Consider the following 19,936-nt stretch of genomic DNA (forward strand, 5'->3'; position numbering starts at 1 on the left):
GGAGATTTCTTTTCGTGTTAAAATAGGTTAAAATATGTTGAGTGTGTGCCAGTAGTATTAGTTTAGTATAATATGTTTTACAAAGCAATAATTTGTGTGTGTATGTTATTGGCAGCGTGTAGTATAGCCGGTGCGCAAATTATTAAAGTACAGCAAGGCTTATTATTGAAAAGCGGTACAAGCAACAGGCTGGGAGGGGTAAGTATTATAAATAAACGCAGCCAGGCTAAGGCAGTGTCAAATACATTGGGTGTTTTTAGCATCCAGGCTTCGGCAGGGGATACCATTAGCTTTAAGGATGATAATTACTTGGGTGCCGAGTTTGTTATTAAGGATTTTACCGACCAGGTGATATTTCTTGAACCGGCCATTCAGTTAAACGAGGTTATTGTAAAGGAACATTCATTAAATGCTGATATAAAAGAGGTTCAGCGTGGGTACCGGGAAAAGAGTGTTTTTTATACGGGTACGCCTCATTACTACTACCTGATATTAAAACCCATGACCTTTATTTACGAGAACTTTAAAAGTGAAGTAAAGGATGCCCGCCGCTTTAACCGTTATGCCCACCAGGCATTGGCATCAAAAAAAGTTGATGAACGGTTTAATGATTCCGCCATTAAAAAGGTGATCCCGATAGGGGATAATGAGGTGGAAGCATTCAGGCTTGCTTACATTCCCACCCTTAAGCAACTTAATGTATGGAATGATTACGAACTGATTAACTATATAAAAACCTCGTTCGCGAGCTTTAAAAGGAATGAGCATTTATACAGTAAACTAATACTTGGTAATTAAAATTGCTAAAAAAAAAGATCCCGCCGTTGGGCAGGATCTTTTAATATCAAACAGTATAAAGAATTAATCCCAAAGGTTTGCCGGGTAGGTTCCGTTAGCTACCAGTTCTGAAATGCTTTTTTGTACAATTGGTTTATCTTCTTTATAAGTTACACCAAACCATTTTGAATCGGTAGGGATCACCTTAAAGCTGGCCTCGCCGCTTTTTATCAGTTCATCGCCAATAAGCGGTATAAAGAACTCGGCTTTAGGATCGTTTGCATTCTTTTCGGCAAAGGCTTTAAACAATGGTGCTGTTAATTTAAATACAGCTGGTGTAAAGCCCCAAAAGTTCATAGATACAGGCGTGTTTGAAGCCAAAGGATATTCTTTACCATCTTCTTCATAAACAACGCTGCCATCTTTTGCAAAGTAAACTTTCAAGCGCTCGTTAATAGCCACCATGTTACCGTTTTCATCAACCTGGCAAACACCACGTGATACGGTACCATACTCTGATAAAGTTTTATCAACCTGGTAGCCTATAATTGAAAATTTATCGTCAGCCGCTTCGTTATTTAAAAAGTCGGCCATTTTTTTGAAGGCATCATAACCATAATAGTCATCAGCATTAATTACACAAAAAGGCTCATTGATCTGGTTGCGTGCTGACAATACAGCATGGGCAGTACCCCAGGGTTTTGCACGTTCAATCTCTTTATCAATACCAAAAGGTTTAAGGTCAAAGCTTTGAAACACGTAATCAGTTTCAATACGGCCTGCCAGTTTAGGTTCAAAAATAGCTTTAAACGGTTCTGCAAATTCCTCGCGGATTATAAAGCTTACTTTACCAAAGCCGGCTTTAATGGCATCGTAAATAGAGTAATCAATAATAGTTTCGCCGTTAGGGCCAAAACCATCAATTTGTTTCATGCTGCCATAGCGGCTGGCCATTCCTGCGGCCAATATTAGTAAGGTAGGTTTCATAATGTTTTTAAGCGCAATATAATAACTGTAAATTTGACATTTTTATCTTGTTCCTTCCGGATAATAATAATAGTTATTACAGTAAATAGTTTTTATTTGTGTAATATTTATTTAATATATCTAAAATCCTGTCCGGCTTTAATATTTAACAAAGTTTCGTATATCAAACGGATCACATTGTCAACATCTTCTTTGTGTATCATCTCAACCGTTGTGTGCATATACCTTAATGGCAATGATATTAAGGCAGACGGTACACCATCGTTTGAGTAGGCAAATGCATCAGTATCGGTACCTGTTGAGCGTGACGACGCCTGGCGCTGAAACGGAATACCTGCTTTATCTGCCGATTCTATCAGCAATTTGTTCAGGTTGTTTTGCACCGCAGGCGCATAAGATATTACCGGACCACGGCCACAGGCCAGATCGCCCTGGGTTATCTTATTGATCATCGGCGTTTGCGTATCATGCGTAACATCGGTAACAATAGCAACATTAGGTTTAATGTGATGGGCTATCATTTCGGCGCCACGCAGGCCAATTTCTTCCTGTACCGCATTTACTATGTATAAGCCAAAAGGCAGCGTTATGTTATTTTCTTTTAACAGGCGCGCAACTTCGGCAATCATAAAGCCACCAGCACGGTTATCTAATGCGCGGCCAACATAATAGCGGTCGTTTAACACCATAAACTCATCCTCGTAAGTTATTACGCAACCTACATGGATGCCTAATTTTTCAACTTCGTCTTTTGAGGTGCAGCCGCAATCTAAAAAGATATTTTTAAGGGTTGGGGCTTCTTCCTTTTCACCTGCGCCACGGGTGTGGATTGCCGGCCAGCCGAAAACGGCCTTCACAACGCCTTTATCGGTATGGATATTTACCCTTTTTGAAGGAGCTATCTGGTGGTCAGAGCCACCATTACGGATCACATATATCAAACCATCGCTGGTTATATAGTTTACAAACCATGATATTTCATCGGCATGTGCCTCAATAACTACCTTGTAGGGGGCATCTTTATTAATGATACCCACCGCAGTGCCATAGTTATCTACATAATGATCATCAATGTATGGTTTAAGATATTCAAGCCATAACTCCTGGCCTTTCCACTCAAAACCGGTGGGCGATGGGTTGTTTATATATTTTTCGAAAAATGATAGTGATTTATCATTTACAATAGCGATGTGCTTATCAGCTTCGTGTTTTTTTTTAGCCATGTTTTTGTCAAAAGACTCTGGTAGACAAAGGCAAATATAACGATATTGATGATAGGTAGAAATGAAATTGTCTGTTACTGAGAAAAGGATGCCCCTGTAAAGCATAACCCATATTTGTTAATGCCTTAATATCAAATTTACATAACAAGTGTTCCTTTGCGGCGAGTAAATTTCAAATAAGATCAGTTAGTTAGTGGAACCAGCCTGCATAAAAATGGGCTGGTTTTTTCATTTTACTTTCATTATTAAATCATAATTTAGGTTGCACTATTTATCTACACTATGAAATTATTAAAACCAGGTTGCCTTATACTTTTGCTTTTTTTAAGTGCCTGTGGTTTAGCACAATTGGTAACCGTTCCGGTTCCGGTTGATTATACGGCCAAAATAACTTTCAGCCGCGACTCAACCACAATACTCATCATTAACCAGTTTGATAGCAATACGCTAAACATCAGCAATAAGAAAAAGCTTGATGTATTTACAGCCGGTGCCTTTACTGCCGCCCGTACTGCCGAGAATTCTTTTAACACTTTAAGGCATGTTAAGGTCATTAACATGGTTGATTCGGTTGCGTTTAAGGTTAACCCTGATTCGGTAAAAACACTGGCGCTTAAATATCATGCCGACTATGTTTTGGTTTTGAAAAACTTTGCTGCCAAAATTGGCTTAACTGAGGTAGCTGGCGGTACAGCTTATTATGATATTAATGCCGAGGTAGACTTTATGCTGTACGAAAGTAATGGCTTATTTTACAAAAAATTAAAAGGTACGGTTGATGATCCGCAGTCTGACAGGCCGGATGTTGGTTTATTAGGTAACCTGCTTATCCACCCTACTGTGAAGGGTAATAAATCGGCCTTTACCAGTGCCGCCACACATGCAGCCCAAAATGCATTGCAGGATTATTTTCCCTACACCATTACGCACGACAGGCCGCTTTATAACGACGATTATTTGAAACCTGCCGTAAAACAAATTTTAGCTGGAAATTTAAACAAGGCAGACAGCCTGCTTACGCCATTAACGCATGATGTAAACCCGGAGATAGCCGGAAAATCGGCCTATAACTTGGCGGTAGTTTACGAAGCGAAGGGAAATATTGAAGGTGCTATTGATATGGCCCAGCAATCATCAGATAAAAAGAAGAGTGATTATGCCACCGCTATTTTAGCGGATCTGAAACAGGAATAACGGCCTTTTCCATGATCACATAATCCAAACCGTTTTTAGTGAAGGCTTCACCGGTTTGAATGTAACCCAATTTATGATAAAAGCCAATGGCATTGGTACGGGCATTGCACCAAATGCGGGTGCCGCCGTTTTCCGCTATATAATTAGTGATGTAATTTAAAATATTACGGCCTATCCCGTTGTTTTGCAGGCTTACATCAACAGCTAATTTTCTGAACTGAAATTCAGTGCTCTGCTGAAATACTGAAACTACGCCCACCAGTTTATCATCCTTATAAGCACCAAAGTGGATGCCTTCGCTGTCAACCTCCATTTCCATCTGGTGCTTCATCATACCCGGATATAAAACATCGCGTCGCAGTTTCCAGGTAAGCTCGGGAGGTATTTGTTCTATAATCATTACTATTTAAGTCCAGTTAGGGAGGTAAAAGGCTAAAGGTTTTGCTAAGTCTGATAATTCTATAGCACGATCAAGTGTTCACGCTTGATCGTGCCTTTCGCCTTTTGCCTACAATGGAATGTTCCCGTGTTTCTTTTTAGGATTATTAACTACTTTATTCTCTAACATTTTAAAGGCACGGATCAGTTTTAAGCGGGTTTCGGCAGGTTCTATTACCTCGTCAATAAAGCCACGTTCGGCGGCGCGGTAAGGGTTGGCAAATATGTCCGAATAGGTAAGTTCCATTTCTTTCCATTTGGCTTCCTTGTCTTCGGCTGCATTTATCTCACGCTTAAAAATAATTTCGGCTGCACCCTTAGCACCCATTACCGCAATCTCTGCCGATGGCCATGCATAGTTCATATCCGCACCAATATGTTTGGAGTTCATTACATCGTAAGCACCACCATAAGCCTTGCGGGTTATTACAGTAATACGGGGCACAGTGGCTTCGCAAAATGCATAAAGCAATTTGGCGCCGTTGGTGATAATGGCATTCCATTCCTGGTCGGTACCCGGCAAAAAGCCCGGTACATCTTCCAAAACCAATAAGGGGATATTAAAGCTATCGCAAAAGCGCACAAAACGCGCACCCTTGGTTGATGAGTTAATATCTAACACACCCGCTAAAAATGCGGGCTGGTTGGCTATAATGCCAATACTGCGCCCTGCCAAACGGGCAAAGCCTACTACAATGTTCTCTGCAAAATCTTTATGCACTTCTAAAAACGAACCTGCATCAATAATATGGTCAATAACTTCCCTTATATCATAAGGTTGTGAGGCTATTTCAGGGAGTATGGTATTCAGTTCTTCTCTTATCTCGTTCTTAGTTTCGTAAGGCAGGGCCGGGGCTGTATCTTCACAATTTTGCGGCATGTAACTCAATAGTTTTTTTACATGCTGAATGGCTTCTATCTCATTGGCGCAGGCAAAATGCGTTACGCCCGATTTGGTGGCATGGGCATTTGCCCCGCCCAGCTCTTCGGATGTTACTACCTCGTGAGTTACCGTTTTTACTACGTTTGGCCCGGTAACAAACATATAGCTGGTATTTTCAACCATTAAAATAAAATCAGTAATGGCTGGTGAGTAAACCGCTCCGCCGGCACATGGGCCCATAATGGCCGAGATCTGTGGCACAACGCCCGATGCCATTGTGTTTTTATAAAATATATCGGCATAGCCGCCTAATGATACCACACCCTCTTGTATCCGTGCACCGCCCGAATCATTGAGCCCTACAACCGGGGCGCCATTTTTCATGGCGAGGTCCATTATCTTGCAGATCTTTTCGGCATGCGTTTCTGATAGGGAGCCACCAAAAACGGTAAAGTCCTGCGAAAAAACATAGATCAGCCGGCCATTTACGGTGCCATAACCAGTTATCACACCATCACCGGGATATTTCTCTTTTTCCATCCCAAAATCGGTAGACCGGTGCGAAACCAGCATCCCGATCTCCTGGAACGAGCCCTCGTCCATCAAAAAATGTAGGCGCTCACGTGCGGTAAGTTTTCCTTTTTTATGCTGACTTTCAATGCGTGCCTTACCGCCACCTAAAAGGGCCTCGTCACGTTTTTGCTTTAATAACTTTATCTTATTATTCACAGTTCGGGTTTATAATTGCAAGATGGTAATTTTAGCTGAAAGATGGAACGCCCCGGCGATAGAAATTAAGCAGCATAGTGCCTGCACCAACTATATTAGCGCAATTAAGCTAAAGAGCAAGCCGGATTTTGTAAATTCGTATGTCTTATAATATTTCTTAAAAAATAACATTGGTAACCTATCACATCATATCTGTACTTGTATTTTTAACAGCCGTTTTTGCCTATGTAAACGACCGCTGGATAAAATGGCCACCTACCATAGGTATCATGGTAATTGCTTTGCTATCCTCTATAGTGTTGGCGGTATTAGGTAATTTAATACCGGGCATTTCATCAAAAGCATTGCTGCTGGTTTCAAATATTAACTTTGAGCAGGTATTAATGAAGATAATGCTTAGCTTTTTGCTGTTTGCAGGATCGTTACATATTGATGCCCATAAACTGAAAAAGGAGATCTGGCCGGTAATGCTGCTGGCTACCATCGGTACGTTTTTATCTACCTTTATAGTAAGTGTTTTGGCCTATTTCCTGTTCCAGGTTTTCGGCATCAATATCCCTTATATCTACTGCCTGTTGTTCGGCGCCTTAATATCACCAACAGACCCGATTGCTGTAATGGGCATACTAAAACAGGCCGGCATCCCAAAATCCCTCGAACTAAAAATAGCAGGCGAATCGCTTTTTAATGATGGGGTAGGTGTGGTTGTTTTTTTAACCATTTATGAGATTGCCGTAAACGGGATGGATAAGTTTTCCGTTGGTAATACGGCGCTGCTTTTTTTAAAGGAGGCAGGCGGCGGTATTTTATTTGGTGCGCTATTGGGTTATGTGGCCCACCTGTTTATCAAATCAATTGATAATTACAGGGTGGAGGTTTTAATTACCCTAACGGTTGTAATGTGCGGGTATTCGCTGGCCGATTATTTCCATTTGTCGGGGCCGCTTGCCATAATTATTGCGGGTATTATAATGGGTACCAAAGGCAAGGGAGATGACCTTTCTCCCGAATCCCGCGATTACCTCAGTAAATTCTGGGATTTGACTGACGAGATCTTTAACGCCGTTTTATTTTTGCTGATAGGCCTGGAAATGCTGGTTATAAAAATAAACCCTACCATTATGCTGATAGGTGGTATAATGATCCTATTGGTATTACTCGCCCGGTATTTTTCTGTTTCGTTCCCGATAATGTTTTTAAAACTTTGGATAAAGTTTGAGAAAAATGCCATTTTAATATTAACCTGGGGTGGCTTGCGCGGAGGCATTTCTGTTGCGCTGGCACTATCACTACCCGAGAGTATGCACCGGGATGAATTTGTACTGATCACCTATATGATTGTTGTTTTCTCCATAATTGTACAGGGGCTTACCGTTGGTAAATTAGCAAAGATGGCCTAATCCCTCAATGTGATATTTAGGCTGAATATAAAAAAAGGGAATTATCGAAAACCATTATTGAACTGAGTGCTTTTATATAGATAAATAAAAGGATCAGTATGAACACGTATCAGCAAAAATGGATAGAAGTTTTAACCAATGCCTATATACCGGGATGGAAAATTGAAGCACAGGGAGAAGATATACATATTGATATGCCCAACATAACCGACCTGAAACTGATCAGGGATAATTTACCTGCCACAATTGGGGCCATGGCTTTAGATATAGAAGTACCTAAAGAAAGGCTAAAGTTTATTTTTCATAATGGCTACGAAAACTTTGAATACCTGATAAACCCCAATGATCAGGATTTAAATAAGGAATAAAGGTTGGGATCAAATGAATCCAACTAAAGGAATGCCAATGATTAACTATCCAGCTTAGCCCTGGTTGAAAGTATTACAACACTGGTACCCATAATGGCTATAAATGCAAATGATGCCCTTAAGGTGGCCAACCCTGCTATAAAACCAATTACGGGTGGCCCAACCAAAAACCCAATAAAACCTATGGTTGATACGGCTGCAAGTGCAACGCCCGGAGTTAATGTTTTTGATTTGCCTGCTGCGCTATAAACCATTGGCACTACCGACGATACCCCGGCACCAACAAATAAAAAGCCGATCATCGCGGTATAAAAGTAAGGGAATATCAATGCGATCAGCAAGCCTATAGTGGTTAAGCTGCCGCTAACCTGTAAGGTACGTTTTAAACCAAAGCGGTGCGCAAACCAATCGGCTATAAAGCGGCCACCGGCCATGGTGAGCATAAAGGCAGTAAAGCCGGCACCTTGTAAAGCAATAGGGGCAGCTACTACTTTTTTAAAGTAGATCACGCTCCAGTCAAACATGGCACCCTCGCAGATCATCGAACAAAAAGCAATACTACCCAGCGTCAATAACGGAACAATCAGGCTTAAGCGTTTGCGAAGCGGGATTGCTTCTTCTTTCCCGGTTTTTACAACACCGGCATCATTATGCAAATATTTGGAAGCGGCAATAACGCCTATTACCAATATAATTAAAACGATAACAAAATGGTGGAAAGGATCAACACCATGCCCTATCATAAATGTGCCTATGCCTGCCCCGGTAAACCCGGCAAGGCTCCACAAACCATGAAAAGATGCCATAATAGGTTTATTGTATAAACCCTCGGCAGTTACGGCCTGTGTATTAACAGAGATATTAACCGCATTGCTCGAAAAGCCGAACACCACCAGGCAAATAATAAGCTGGAAGGTATTTTGCGCCAAACCCAAACTAAGCAAAGTAATACCATAGGCAATTATGGCCCCAAGCAATAGCTTTTTACTCCCTATTTTGGTGATAACCCAGCCAGAAAAAGGTAATGACAGCATTAACCCTACAGGAAGCGAAAAAAGCACCGCACCTAAACCAGCATCCGAAAGCCCCATTTTTGTTTGTACCGTTGCAATACGCGATGCCCAGCTTGCAAAGCACAGACCGGCCATAAAAAACAGGATCCCAACAGCAATGCGGAGCATTCTTTTTGAGGTGGATGGTTTAAGAATAGTAGAATCTGCCATTAATAATGCCTTAACAGTAAGTGTAAATAGCACACTTTAAGTACTGGCTGCAAAGGTATTTGAATTTATCGGGAGTTAAAAAAGATAGTTGCCTTCTTTATTATATGGGTATAAAAAACCCGGGACTATACTTTTAAGCATGCGTCCCGGGTTTATATATGTTTTAAATCTTTTTATCAGCCTTTTTCCTGGTTATAAAAAAGGTAGCCGCCGCGCATCCTATACCCGCAATAACAGCCATAACAACATTTTGAATGCCGTTATCCTGAAAAATATATTTCATCACCATTAAATAGGTAAGTGATGTTAGTATAAAGGCAAGCCCGAGTGCTTTAAATGCTGGCATATCAATTACATTTTTATGTTAAACGATCCCAGTACATGTGGGAAGGGGTTATTTTGATCATCAACCATATCAACACTAAATGTACCTTGTAAAGTACCTTTAAGGTTGGCGTAGGTTAACAATGTTATTTTTGTTTTTCCGGTACCTAACTGGTCATTTGAATACTTTCCGGCTATTACCCCCACCAGGTCGTATGTTCCAACTTTTGAGCCAAAGAACGAAAGTGTGAATATATCAGTTTGAGTTGATCCAAAGCCTATTATGGTTGTTTGCCCCTCTGTAGGCGATAAAATAGCCTCAGGAGAACCCGGGAAATAGGTGATAAATGAATCGTTTGTTTTATAGGTAATGGTTTTACCATTTATTAGTAATACAATGGTATTTACAGCACCAAGCGGTAAGCCGTTTCCATCATTAACAGTTGAACCCGTTCCGGTGCCAGTACCTGTTCCTGTGCCAGTACCCGTTCCGGTGCCAGTACCTGTTCCTGTGCCAGTACCCATTCCGGTGCCAGTACCTGTCCCGGTTCCAGTACCTGTGCCGGTACCAGTACCCGTTCCAGTACCAGTACCGGTACCTGTTCCTGTTCCAGTACCCGTTCCTGTGCTTGTTCCAGTACCCGTTCCTGTGGTAGTTCCGGTTCCCGTTGTCGTTCCCGTTGGGTATATAGGTGCGTCTAATTTACAACCAGCTATGGAGCCAATTGCAAGTAACGCTATCATGATTTTATAGTAAAGTTTTCTCATCTCGTCGCTCTGATAAAGTATTAGTAAAGGCTTATAAAAGTAACACAAATTATTTATTTTAACGCCTGTTAATAAACAATTTATAAAATTTATAGTAATTCATTCAGGGAATAATTTTCCTGATAAACGATAGAGATATAAAGCTAAAGCTGTTCTTAAACTCAGATTTTAGTTTTGCAATTGATTAGCGCAGGAGGCTATTTCTCATTCATTACCAAAGTATAAATAGCCCTCGGCTGTATGTTTAGCGGGCTGCTACTGCTAACAATTTTCAATGGTTTCATATCATCGGCTATTGCAGCTGTAGTTATGTATGGCTGGATACTTTTACTGAATTTACCTGCAGGGATATTAAGCTTTATTTGTTTGGCGCCGGTGCCATTATTTATAATAACCAGCACTAATTTTTTATCGCCGTAATAAGCGCTTATCAGCAAATCCTTATCAGCCGTATCCGGCAATTGTATACGTGCCATGCCTGGGCGTATAAACCGGCTGTAATGGCCCAATGCCCAAAGGTTTTTAGTAACCTGAAAATTACCCGACTTAAAATCCTTATTCGGATCAAGGGCTAAAAGGTAATAACGGGTGTTAAAGTCGGCTTTGCCTGGTTCCCATGAGTTCCAGAACTGCCATGCCGAAGCATTTCCATCTGCCAGGTCATGGTGTATCAGCTTTGCTAAAAATATAGCGCAATCTATAGCGCTCCGTTTATCTTTTGATCCTTCTTTAAATCCATCAGCTAACATTGAATATTCCGATTGCCAGTAAGCTACCTTGTATTTGCCGGCGGTATCGGCAAGTTGTTGTCTTATGTTAATGGTGTTCTGTACGCCATCTTCGGTAAAATAACCGTGCCCGGCAGCATACCTGCCCAGGTGTTTTAAATCACCCAAATAAAGCGGACTCCCGATTTGCCAAAACTGCTGTATCTGGTTGCCTGTTTCGCTGTTTTTTGGGTTATTGTATAAATAGGTTAGCATCCCCGCTTCGGGGATCAGGATCTGGGTTGATAGTTTTTTTGCAGTTAAGGCCTCATCCAATGTTTTAACAACATGATAAATTTCTTTATTGGTGTAAGGGCTGCCTTCCTGGCTGGCCTCACCATATTTATCATACCATTCCCACTGTGGCTCATTTACAGGGCTGATTAAGTTAAAGCGGATATTTTCATGGTTAAAATGTGCCAATACTTCGGCTAAGAAGTTTGCATAGGCCTCGTATTTATCAGCCTTAAGGTTGGCATTTTTACTTTTAGTGGTTTTATAACCCAGGCCATTTTGTGTATAATAAACGGGAGGGCTATTTACAAAAGCTATCAGGTTTTCAACGCCATAATCCCGGGCTTTTTTAATGAACCATAAATAGCCCTGTTCTTTGCTCCAGTTATAAGTACCGTCGGCATTTAAAAAACACTCAACCCTGCGGTTGGGGTCTTTAATACCGCTGCTGTCGCCTTGCTCTGCTGTGCCTGCGCCAATGTTAAATCGCCACGCCGAAAGGCCTATCCCTTCTAAATTTCCTTTTTTATCGATGCCCTTACTGAACAATAGCTTCGCCATGTGCTCCTTAGTGCTATCCGCCCAATATTTACCCACCGGATCGCTGAACCAGCAACCCGAAGCACCAAAATTTTGTATGGTTTGTGCTTTTTGTTTGATATTGACTGTTACTGTAACCGGGTTTTGTGCCCGTAAGCCTAAGCTTGTTAGCAGGATAAGGGCAGAAAGGATATGGCGTTTAGCATTCACAAGCAAATGTTGATGCCGTAAAAATAGCATATCGCCAATATTATATGTCAATTATACAATAAAAAAAGCCCCTTTTCAGGAGCTTTTGTATCGCTTTAATATTTTATCAGCAATTGCCTTCGGGTCCGCAGGTATCACCTTCAATAATTTTAAAATCAGGTTTAGGGTTTTCCTGCTGCCATTCGCCAAAGGCTTTAGCTAAAGTTTGCTCAAACACGGGCACAGCCTGCGCGCCTGATATGGCGTATTTATTATTCATCACAAAAAAGGGTACGCCCTGTATGCCCAGGTATTGCGCGGTATCAATATCGTGCTTTACATCCTCGGCAAAGGTATCGCTTTCTAAAGTTTGTTTAACCTCGGCAGCATCTAAACCTATGGCCCGGCCTAAGTCAATCAGTACATCGTTATCGTCAATATTTTTGCTGTCGGTAAAATAGGCTTTAAATAATTGTTCTTCGGCCTCAACGCCTAAACCATGTTTTTTAGCAAGGTGGCTAAAGCGGTGGGCCTTAAAGCTATTGGCAACTACGGCTTTATCCATATTATAAGTTAACCCAGCCTCGGCAGCCATTTTGGTTACATGGGCATTCATTTGCTGTGCATGCTCCAATGTCCAGCCTTTTTTGTCGGCAAGGTATTCATCTATACTAACGCTGGTATCTGTTTCCATGTCAGGGTTGAGCTGAAAGCTGCGCCATTCAATTTCAACATCGTCTTTATGTTCAAATTGCTGTAAAGCGTCTTCAAACCTGCGTTTGCCGATATAGCAAAACGGGCACATCACATCCGACCATATTTCAACTTTCATAACTCTCCTTTTTACTATACCAAAGATAATTTACTACCTTAACATCACCGTAAGCTGAAAGTAAAACTTTACCTGTCATCACCCCAAAAATCTGCAATGAAAACTATTTTCAAAAGCCTATCCATCAGTATTCTGCTTGTCTTTAACCTGCATGTTAGCACCACTGCGCAAACCAATGCAAACACAACCAGTGGCAATTTATTTAGTGCCGGGTATGCTGCCGGGTTTATTGGTGGTTTGTACGATGCCTACTATCCTTATAAACAGCTAAAAGAACATGGTAATTTTGGCCTTGGCGCCCCTGCCAAATTAGATGGTGAACTGCTAATACTGAACGGCAAACTTTACCAAACCCAAAGCACCGGTAAAACCACTTTAATGAGCGATACCGGGAAAACGCCTTACGCTATCGTCTGCTTTTTTCATGCAGATAAAGTTTATAAACCGGGCATGGTGTTGACCAAAGCAGCCCTGTTCCACTACCTGGATAGTGTGCTTACCAATATAAACGGTATCTACGCTATCCATATTAAGGGGAGTTTTAATTATGTTAAAACAAGGGCTTTCCCGCCGGTTGAGCAAAAGCCTTACCTTCCATTGGCTGCTATGCTAAACAAGCAGCATTTTTTTGAGTTTAAAAACATTAGCGGCGATCTGGTTGGCTATAAGTTACCTGCATTTATGGAAGGCGCACATATCAGCGGTTATCATTTTCATTTTTTGGCAGATAATAAAGAAGCTGGCGGCCATATGATAGACTTTATTGCCAGTGATATTACGATTGAGGTACATACCCTGAACAGCTATACGATGGATCTGCCACAAAACGACGACTTCAAAAACTTCGACTTTAAAAAGGACAGGAAAGAAGAGATTAAGAGCGTGGAGAATGGAAAGAAACAATAACAACGGGTGTTTTTAGTTTTAGATACAAGGATTTTAATTGATGACCATGCGGTTCACCCTGATATTTACCTGTTTTTTAATGCTGATGGTTTGTAGTATATCGGCACAAAATACTTTTACCAATCCATTGTTGCCTGTTGGTCCTGATCCCTGGGTGGTATACCATAACGGATATTACTACTACACAAATTCAATGGGCAACCGGCTTGAGCTTTGGAAAACCAAAAGCATGGCCAATTTGGGTAAAGCCCAACATAAAGCAGTATGGCTGCCGCCTGTAAATAAGCCTTATTCTAAAGAATTATGGGCTCCTGAAATGCATTTTTTACGGGGTAAATGGTATATGTATTTTGCTGCTGATGATGGCGATAACCAGCATCACCGCTTGTATGTACTCGAAAATTCATCAGCCGACCCAATGGAAGGTGAATGGGTATTTAAAGGACAGATTGCCGATGATACCAATAAATGGGCCATTGATGCTTCGGTATTTGAAAACAAGGGGCAGTTATACATGATCTGGTCGGGCTGGGAAGGGGATGTTAATGGGGAGCAGAATATTTATATCGCTAAAATGGCAAATCCTTATACCATCAGCAGTAAAAGGGTCAGAGTATCAAGCGCCATATATGATTGGGAAAAACACGGCGACCTGAGCGATGCTCCTCACCATGTAAATGTTAACGAAGGCCCCGAAATGCTTAAGCATGGTAATAAATTGTTCCTCGTTTATTCGGCCAGTGGCTGTTGGACGGATCATTATGCTTTGGGGATGTTAACCGCATCAGCCGATGCCGACCTGCTTGATGCCGCATCCTGGATAAAATCAAAACAACCTGTATTTAAAGAAAGTGTTGAAAACAGCGTGTATGCGCCGGGCCATAACGGCTTCTTTAAATCGCCAAACGGGAAGGAAGACTGGATAATATACCATGCTAACCCAAAGCCCGGTTGCGGCTGTGACGGGCAACGATCGCCCCGCATACAAAAATTTACCTGGAACCCGGATGGCTCACCAAATTTTGGCATACCGGTTAAAACAGGCGACGCTTTGGCTGCGCCGGGGGAATGATATGGGGTATATTGAACTAATATATTTGAATTAAAACTTGTGCCGGAATGTGGAGTACCTCATTCAACTTGCGTATCATATTCAGGCTTAGTTTTCTTTTGCCCGAAAGGATCTCCGATTTTCGGGAACGATAACCAAGAATTTGTCCTAATTCTTTTTCGGACAGTCCCATCTGGTCTAATCGGAATTTTATTGCCTCTAATGGATTTGGCGATGGTACAGGGTAGTGTACAGTTTCATATTCTTTTACCAGAATACTTAACACTTCCAATTCATCAGACTCAACTGAATCTACTTTAATGTCAATTTGCATTAACTCATAAACACGGGCTAATGAATTGTTATATTGTTCTTCTGTTTTAATCGGCTTTAACATAACTTATTATTTTAGCATCAATGTTATCATATTGTTTATATGTTCCAAACCAAACAACAAAAACAATCTTTAAGCGGTATTCAATATCAACTATAAGGCGATAGCTATTTCCATGAATATTAAATACTACCCTTTTATTATTAAGTATCGAGGCATTTCTATATTGTGCCTTTAGCTCGCCTGAATTGTTCCATTCTGCGGTGTTTACTTCATCATACCAGCTAAACAACGCTTGTTCGGCCAAATGGAAATCCTTTGCATATTCCTTTAAAGTTTTAACAGCTATAATACGCATATCTAAATACAAATATACAATTATGTTACCAAAATGGGAACAAATCATTAATTAGTCTTCAGGGCTATTATTTGCCCCACAAAAAAAGAGCTCACCACCGGGCAAGCTCTTTTCTTTTTTCTTAATACACTACTGTTATTTAAAATCATCGGCAGTAACGCCTTGGTTTATTTTAACATCAGTAACAGTCATAACAAAAGTTTGTGCCTGTCCGCCGGCCGATTGTGTTATGGTTTGTTTATAAGGCAGCATTACATTGCCTATTTTGCGGTAATCAGCAAGTTCAAGGGTTTGTAAAATACTGGTAGCACCTGTTACCGTAGTGCTTTCGTTTTTAACCAATAGCTTACTTTTTACATCGTAATACTCACTATTTGTTTTTCCGGTTGGGTCTGTTACATCAATTTGATAGGCATCATTACCGTCAACTTTCTGGATGCCCTTAACCACTAACTTAAATGCAGGGTTAGTAAGGTAATCTATTTGCTCGGTTAAGGATGTAAATACCTTTTTCTGTGCTATCTCTTCGGCAGTAAGGTCTTTTTTGTTAGGTCCCTGCTGCTGGTAACCTTTATCGCCATCAAAAGCTTCTTTCATAACTACGTTACCGCCCATTGTTACGGTCATAGTTTCCTTGTTAGGGACCATTTTTTTCTGGGTAACATTCAGGTTCATGCCCTGCATTGACATGGTTAGCGTTGCCGAAACAGAGGTAACCTTCTTTAATTCGGCTGTGCCGCCAACAGCATCAATATAGCTTTTAATTATATCGGTAGCTTTAACATCAGGTACAGCGGCTGACGCAGCCCCTTCAACTATCGGGTTAGCATAAGTATCGTACAACTTAACAGGGTAGCCGCTCTTCTTAAGCCCATCAAGCATTTGTGCGGTATTACCTACCACTACCACACGGGCATTATCATAGCTAAAGTATTTTTTAGCAACGCGCTCAATATCATCGGCAGTAACTGCGTTAACTTTTTGCAGGTAGGTAGAATAAAAATCAGCAGGCAGGTTATAGATCAGCCTGTTCCGGGCAAATGTTGCCGTACGTGCCGGATCTTCGAGCCCAAGCGCGAACGAACCATTATAAAGCGCTTTAGCATTCTTAAGTTCCTCATCGGTTACCTTTGTGGTGCTGATGCGTTTTACCTCGTTTAAAAATTCAGTAACTGCACTGTCAACCTTAGCATTCCTTACAGATCCCTGTGCCGAAAATACACTCTGGTATCTTTCTGTTCCTATTGAGGAGTAAGCGCCATAGGTAAAGCCATGTTTTTCGCGCAGGTTCATAAATAAACGACTTTCGGCGCCGCCGCCTAAAATATAATTGGCCAGTATGGCTGCAAAATAATCAGGATCGTTTTTCTTCAGGTCAACCAGGTTCATTACGTGGATCTCAGATTGAACCGCACTTGGCACGTTCACCACATCAATTTCAGTTTTAGCAGGATTAGACACCACCGGAATTTTAAGCAATGCCAAAGGCGCGCCTTTCCATGCACCGAAAACTTCGTTAGCTAAAAGCTTTGCATCGGCAGGTGTTATATCACCAATAAAAGTTAAATAAACCCTTGATGTGGTGATGTATTTGCTGTAAGTATCCTTAATATCCTGTAAAGTGATACTGTTAATGCTTTCTTCAGTTTCATACTCGCCAAGCGGATGGGTTTTGCCGTAGACAAGGGCATTATCAACCCGGCTTGCAATTGCAGGTGCACTTTTAGCCTGCGATTTAATACCGGTGATAGACTGGCTCTTTAATTTATCAAAAGATTCCTGCGTAAAAGCGGGTTCTTTTAAAGCCTGGCCCATCAGGGTAAAAGCACTTTTAAAATAACGGGTAAGCGAGCCAACGCTACCACCCGATGCGCTCAGCTCCACATTGGCGCCTAATTTTTCAACAGCGTTATCAAACGTTGCTTTGGGCATAGTTTTGGTGCCCTCGTTTAGCATTGCACCCATCAGGTTGCCAACGCCAGCTTTGCTGCCTTCAATGGTAGGCCCGGCATCAATAAAATATGTGGCCGATACCTTTGGCAGGCGATGATCCTCAACAACCAAAACCGTGATACCGTTTGGCATTTTGTAAATAACCGGATCTTTAATGGTTAAAACCGGGGCAGGGCCGGCTGCGGGCTGTTTGCTGCGGTCAATAGTTATTTGTGCCTGTGCAAATTGCATCAATAATGCGCCGGCAGCTATCAATATGTATTTCTTCATGATGTTTTTTCGTGATATAATTAATTATTGAGCTTTGCCTTTTCCGGGCAGATAATACAATACCAGGCGCTGGTTATTATTCAGATATTTGCGTGCGGCATCCCTTATCTCTTCGCGGGTTATTGACCTTATCAGTTTCAACTCTTCATTAATATTGTTGGTATCCTTATGATCAAAAGTGTAGCCATTGGCAAGGTTTTCGGCTATGCCTAACATGCGGGTATTGGTGCTCACAAAGTTATTTTCAAACTGGTTTTGCAGCTTCTCATAATCATCAGGAGTGATTAAATCTTTTTGCAGTTTAACTATCTCTTCGTCCATGTCAGTTAGCAAGCCGGCAGGTGCTGCGCCATTGTTGGGCAACGCACCTATTATGTACATGCCATAATCTTCGAGCGGGTAATTAAAGGCAATAACCTGTAAGGCATCCTTTTTTTCATCAACCATTTTTTTATACATGCGTGAGCTTGCCCCGCCAGACAGAATAGAAGAGATCATTTGCATCACTTTTGAATCGCGGCTGTCCCTGCCCGGTACCCGGTAGGCAGCAATCATAAACGGAATTTGGATGTTGGCATCATAAGCCGTATCAACAATAGTTTTGGTGATAGGCGCTTCCTCCACCTTTTTGTAAACAACATCTGCACCGCGTGGCACAGGGCCAAAATAGGCGGCTACCAATTCTTTGGTTTTAGCTATATCAATATCGCCTGCAATAGTTAATACAGCATTATTGGGCACGTAAAACTGTTTAAAAAACTCTTTGAACTCATCCAGCTTGGCTGCGTCTAAATCCTTCATTGATCCGATAACGCCATTACCGTAAGGGTGGGTAGGGAAAAGGTCGTGGCCGATGTCATTAATTAAATTACCATAAGGGCGGTTATCAAAGCTTAAACGTTTTTCTTCCTTTACAACTTCATTTTGCGTTTTTACGCCTATTTCATTTATTACAGGATGCATCATCCGCTCGCTCTCCAGCCACAAGCCTGTTTGCAGCTGGTTTGATGGGAATACCTCGTAATAAAAAGTTCTGTCTTGTGTAGTGTTGGCATTGTTCTGACCGCCATTGGCTGATACTATCTTCATGAACTCGCCGCGTTTAATGTTCTCGCTGCCCTCAAAAAGCAAGTGTTCAAAAAAGTGCGCGAAGCCTGTGCGGCCTGCAACCTCATTTTTTGAGCCTACGTGATACATAACTGACACCGCCACTACGGGCGCGTGATGGTCATCGTGAAGAATAACGTGCAGGCCGTTCGGCAGGTCGTATTCTGTAAATTCTACTTTTTGTGCTTTAGCCTGAAAACCCAAAAGGGCCACTGCTGATAGGGCACAAAAAACGTTTTTCCTTATTTGCATATTGTGAATTTGATTTATGGCTAAAAATATTAATTTATTCTTAGCTGGCTTAGTAAATAATGTTAATTATTACTAAATAATACAAATTACACCGGGATAATACGCTGTGCTATAAGGGTAAGGATACAATAAATGATATTGCCTGTTTGGGATAGTTACAATATAATATTTAAAATGAAGTGTAAAAAATGTTCGCCCGGCGGGTATTAAACTTTCGGGCGAACATTTGGGCTGCATTATTTTACTGCCGGTAAGGTTTCTTTTACCTTACTGCAATTGGACATGCCCATATAAGGGTCCTTACCTTTTTCGGTTTCGCTGATAAAGTATTGCTGTTTCATTTCGCAATACTGGTGATAAAGGGGTGCTTTGTTCAGCTTCAGATCTTTTAATACGGTATAAAGGTTATTTGATAAACTGGCAAAGTGTTCGCGCTGGTGATGCAGCATATCAACCTCGCTGATGTGCCTGCTATCAAACTGAAGCTTTGCCGAGTAGTTGGTCCACATAGCAAGCTGGCTTTTATTCATGCTTTTTACGGGTACACTGTTTATGGCAGATAAAAGAGTTTTAGCATCACTTTTTGCCAGGCTTGCATCGCCTGCTGCCAAAGCATTTTTAAGGGCGATGTAGTTATCAATAACTGCATTTATGGGTTTGCTTAAAGCTGCATCCTGTGCATTTGACCGGGTTGTAACTATTAAAGCTATTATAATTGAAAGACTGAATATTTTTAATGATCTCATGTTGTTTAATTTATGTGGTTATATTAAAGTTGAAAAATGGTTCCCTGCAGTTACCTGCAGGGAACACATAAGTTTATGTATTT

General features: G+C 41.3%; 20 protein-coding genes. 6 read left to right on the forward strand and 14 right to left on the reverse strand.

From position 1 onward, the window contains the following. Window positions 1-102: 102 nt before the first annotated feature. Window positions 103-798, forward strand: a complete 696-nt coding sequence (locus ACQY4U_RS13375; protein ID WP_428329937.1) for a hypothetical protein — start codon at window positions 103-105, stop codon at window positions 796-798. 63 nt (window positions 799-861) lie between these two features. Here ACQY4U_RS13375 and ACQY4U_RS13380 read toward each other — a convergent pair whose 3' ends face one another. Both ACQY4U_RS13380 and ACQY4U_RS13385 read right to left on the reverse strand, forming a co-directional pair. Continuing rightward, window positions 862-1,764: a nucleotidyltransferase family protein gene (locus ACQY4U_RS13380; protein WP_428329938.1), complete on the reverse strand. Its 903-nt coding sequence runs from the start codon at window positions 1,762-1,764 to the stop codon at window positions 862-864. Window positions 1,765-1,871: 107 nt separating this feature from the next. Then, window positions 1,872-2,987 carry a M42 family metallopeptidase gene (locus ACQY4U_RS13385; protein WP_428329939.1) on the reverse strand — a complete coding sequence of 372 codons (1,116 nt, stop codon included), beginning with the start codon at window positions 2,985-2,987 and terminating at the stop codon, window positions 1,872-1,874. 282 nt (window positions 2,988-3,269) lie between these two features. On the opposite strand from ACQY4U_RS13385, the gene ACQY4U_RS13390 reads away from it, so the two are divergent. Beyond that, a complete protein-coding gene (locus ACQY4U_RS13390; protein WP_428329940.1) occupies window positions 3,270-4,181 on the forward strand; it encodes a DUF6340 family protein in 912 nt (303 codons plus the stop codon). Here ACQY4U_RS13390 and ACQY4U_RS13395 read toward each other — a convergent pair. Both ACQY4U_RS13395 and ACQY4U_RS13400 read right to left on the reverse strand, forming a co-directional pair. Then, window positions 4,153-4,581 carry a GNAT family N-acetyltransferase gene (locus tag ACQY4U_RS13395; protein ID WP_428329941.1) on the reverse strand — a complete coding sequence of 143 codons (429 nt, stop codon included), beginning with the start codon at window positions 4,579-4,581 and terminating at the stop codon, window positions 4,153-4,155. The two genes, ACQY4U_RS13390 and ACQY4U_RS13395, sit on opposite strands and share 29 nt — an antisense overlap. Before the next feature lie 108 nt (window positions 4,582-4,689). After that, the gene (locus ACQY4U_RS13400; protein WP_428329942.1) at window positions 4,690-6,231 is read right to left on the reverse strand and encodes an acyl-CoA carboxylase subunit beta; all 1,542 of its coding nucleotides are present in this window, start codon (window positions 6,229-6,231) and stop codon (window positions 4,690-4,692) included. Between the two features lie 170 nt (window positions 6,232-6,401). On the opposite strand from ACQY4U_RS13400, the gene ACQY4U_RS13405 reads away from it, so the two are divergent. After that, the gene (locus tag ACQY4U_RS13405; protein WP_428329943.1) at window positions 6,402-7,631 is read left to right on the forward strand and encodes a cation:proton antiporter; all 1,230 of its coding nucleotides are present in this window, start codon (window positions 6,402-6,404) and stop codon (window positions 7,629-7,631) included. Between the two features lie 98 nt (window positions 7,632-7,729). Next, window positions 7,730-7,999, forward strand: coding sequence for a hypothetical protein (locus ACQY4U_RS13410; RefSeq protein WP_428329944.1), 270 nt, complete (start codon window positions 7,730-7,732; stop codon window positions 7,997-7,999). Window positions 8,000-8,040: 41 nt separating this feature from the next. Here ACQY4U_RS13410 and ACQY4U_RS13415 read toward each other — a convergent pair whose 3' ends face one another. From ACQY4U_RS13415 to ACQY4U_RS13435, 5 genes are all read right to left on the reverse strand, one after another. Beyond that, window positions 8,041-9,222, reverse strand: a complete 1,182-nt coding sequence (locus tag ACQY4U_RS13415) for an MFS transporter (RefSeq protein ID WP_428329945.1) — start codon at window positions 9,220-9,222, stop codon at window positions 8,041-8,043. A gap of 163 nt (window positions 9,223-9,385) precedes the next feature. Next, entirely contained in the window at window positions 9,386-9,568 is a 183-nt protein-coding gene (locus ACQY4U_RS13420; RefSeq protein ID WP_428329946.1) for a hypothetical protein, read from the reverse strand. Between the two features lie 5 nt (window positions 9,569-9,573). Further along, window positions 9,574-10,314 (reverse strand): hypothetical protein, encoded by a 741-nt coding sequence (locus ACQY4U_RS13425; protein WP_428329947.1) that lies wholly within the window; start codon window positions 10,312-10,314, stop codon window positions 9,574-9,576. A 197-nt stretch (window positions 10,315-10,511) separates the two neighbouring features. Beyond that, window positions 10,512-12,065: a glycoside hydrolase gene (locus ACQY4U_RS13430; RefSeq protein ID WP_428329948.1), complete on the reverse strand. Its 1,554-nt coding sequence runs from the start codon at window positions 12,063-12,065 to the stop codon at window positions 10,512-10,514. Between the two features lie 106 nt (window positions 12,066-12,171). After that, window positions 12,172-12,876 (reverse strand): DsbA family oxidoreductase, encoded by a 705-nt coding sequence (locus ACQY4U_RS13435; RefSeq protein WP_428329949.1) that lies wholly within the window; start codon window positions 12,874-12,876, stop codon window positions 12,172-12,174. 96 nt (window positions 12,877-12,972) lie between these two features. Here ACQY4U_RS13435 and budA point away from each other — a divergent pair, with 96 nt between their 5' ends. Continuing rightward, window positions 12,973-13,782, forward strand: a complete 810-nt coding sequence (gene budA / locus ACQY4U_RS13440) for an acetolactate decarboxylase (RefSeq protein ID WP_428329950.1) — start codon at window positions 12,973-12,975, stop codon at window positions 13,780-13,782. A gap of 40 nt (window positions 13,783-13,822) precedes the next feature. Beyond that, window positions 13,823-14,854 (forward strand): glycoside hydrolase family 43 protein, encoded by a 1,032-nt coding sequence (locus ACQY4U_RS13445; RefSeq protein WP_428329951.1) that lies wholly within the window; start codon window positions 13,823-13,825, stop codon window positions 14,852-14,854. 16 nt (window positions 14,855-14,870) lie between these two features. Here ACQY4U_RS13445 and ACQY4U_RS13450 read toward each other — a convergent pair whose 3' ends face one another. From ACQY4U_RS13450 to ACQY4U_RS13470, 5 genes are all read right to left on the reverse strand, one after another. Beyond that, the gene (locus ACQY4U_RS13450; protein WP_428329952.1) at window positions 14,871-15,230 is read right to left on the reverse strand and encodes a helix-turn-helix domain-containing protein; all 360 of its coding nucleotides are present in this window, start codon (window positions 15,228-15,230) and stop codon (window positions 14,871-14,873) included. Next, entirely contained in the window at window positions 15,214-15,525 is a 312-nt protein-coding gene (locus ACQY4U_RS13455; RefSeq protein ID WP_428329953.1) for a type II toxin-antitoxin system HigB family toxin, read from the reverse strand. The genes ACQY4U_RS13450 and ACQY4U_RS13455 overlap by 17 nt, the downstream gene beginning before the upstream one ends. 135 nt (window positions 15,526-15,660) lie before the next feature. Continuing rightward, window positions 15,661-17,748, reverse strand: a complete 2,088-nt coding sequence (locus ACQY4U_RS13460; protein ID WP_428329954.1) for an insulinase family protein — start codon at window positions 17,746-17,748, stop codon at window positions 15,661-15,663. 24 nt (window positions 17,749-17,772) lie between these two features. Beyond that, entirely contained in the window at window positions 17,773-19,107 is a 1,335-nt protein-coding gene (locus ACQY4U_RS13465; RefSeq protein WP_428329955.1) for a M16 family metallopeptidase, read from the reverse strand. A gap of 236 nt (window positions 19,108-19,343) precedes the next feature. Further along, entirely contained in the window at window positions 19,344-19,853 is a 510-nt protein-coding gene (locus tag ACQY4U_RS13470; RefSeq protein WP_428329956.1) for a DUF3347 domain-containing protein, read from the reverse strand. Window positions 19,854-19,936 lie beyond the last annotated feature (83 nt).

This window comes from Mucilaginibacter sp., from assembly GCF_965277465.1.
Lineage (GTDB): Bacteria > Bacteroidota > Bacteroidia > Sphingobacteriales > Sphingobacteriaceae > Mucilaginibacter.

Coding starts and splice junctions, on each gene's coding strand:
- ACQY4U_RS13375 (WP_428329937.1), top strand. CDS start 103: ATGTTATTGGCAGCGTGTAGTATAGCCGGTGCGCAAATTATTAAAGTA.
- ACQY4U_RS13380 (WP_428329938.1), bottom strand. CDS start 1,764: ATGAAACCTACCTTACTAATATTGGCCGCAGGAATGGCCAGCCGCTAT.
- ACQY4U_RS13385 (WP_428329939.1), bottom strand. CDS start 2,987: ATGGCTAAAAAAAAACACGAAGCTGATAAGCACATCGCTATTGTAAAT.
- ACQY4U_RS13390 (WP_428329940.1), top strand. CDS start 3,270: ATGAAATTATTAAAACCAGGTTGCCTTATACTTTTGCTTTTTTTAAGT.
- ACQY4U_RS13395 (WP_428329941.1), bottom strand. CDS start 4,581: ATGATTATAGAACAAATACCTCCCGAGCTTACCTGGAAACTGCGACGC.
- ACQY4U_RS13410 (WP_428329944.1), top strand. CDS start 7,730: ATGAACACGTATCAGCAAAAATGGATAGAAGTTTTAACCAATGCCTAT.
- ACQY4U_RS13415 (WP_428329945.1), bottom strand. CDS start 9,222: ATGGCAGATTCTACTATTCTTAAACCATCCACCTCAAAAAGAATGCTC.
- ACQY4U_RS13420 (WP_428329946.1), bottom strand. CDS start 9,568: ATGCCAGCATTTAAAGCACTCGGGCTTGCCTTTATACTAACATCACTT.
- ACQY4U_RS13425 (WP_428329947.1), bottom strand. CDS start 10,314: ATGAGAAAACTTTACTATAAAATCATGATAGCGTTACTTGCAATTGGC.
- ACQY4U_RS13435 (WP_428329949.1), bottom strand. CDS start 12,876: ATGAAAGTTGAAATATGGTCGGATGTGATGTGCCCGTTTTGCTATATC.
- budA (WP_428329950.1), top strand. CDS start 12,973: ATGAAAACTATTTTCAAAAGCCTATCCATCAGTATTCTGCTTGTCTTT.
- ACQY4U_RS13445 (WP_428329951.1), top strand. CDS start 13,823: ATGACCATGCGGTTCACCCTGATATTTACCTGTTTTTTAATGCTGATG.
- ACQY4U_RS13450 (WP_428329952.1), bottom strand. CDS start 15,230: ATGTTAAAGCCGATTAAAACAGAAGAACAATATAACAATTCATTAGCC.
- ACQY4U_RS13455 (WP_428329953.1), bottom strand. CDS start 15,525: ATGCGTATTATAGCTGTTAAAACTTTAAAGGAATATGCAAAGGATTTC.
- ACQY4U_RS13460 (WP_428329954.1), bottom strand. CDS start 17,748: ATGAAGAAATACATATTGATAGCTGCCGGCGCATTATTGATGCAATTT.
- ACQY4U_RS13465 (WP_428329955.1), bottom strand. CDS start 19,107: ATGCAAATAAGGAAAAACGTTTTTTGTGCCCTATCAGCAGTGGCCCTT.
- ACQY4U_RS13470 (WP_428329956.1), bottom strand. CDS start 19,853: ATGAGATCATTAAAAATATTCAGTCTTTCAATTATAATAGCTTTAATA.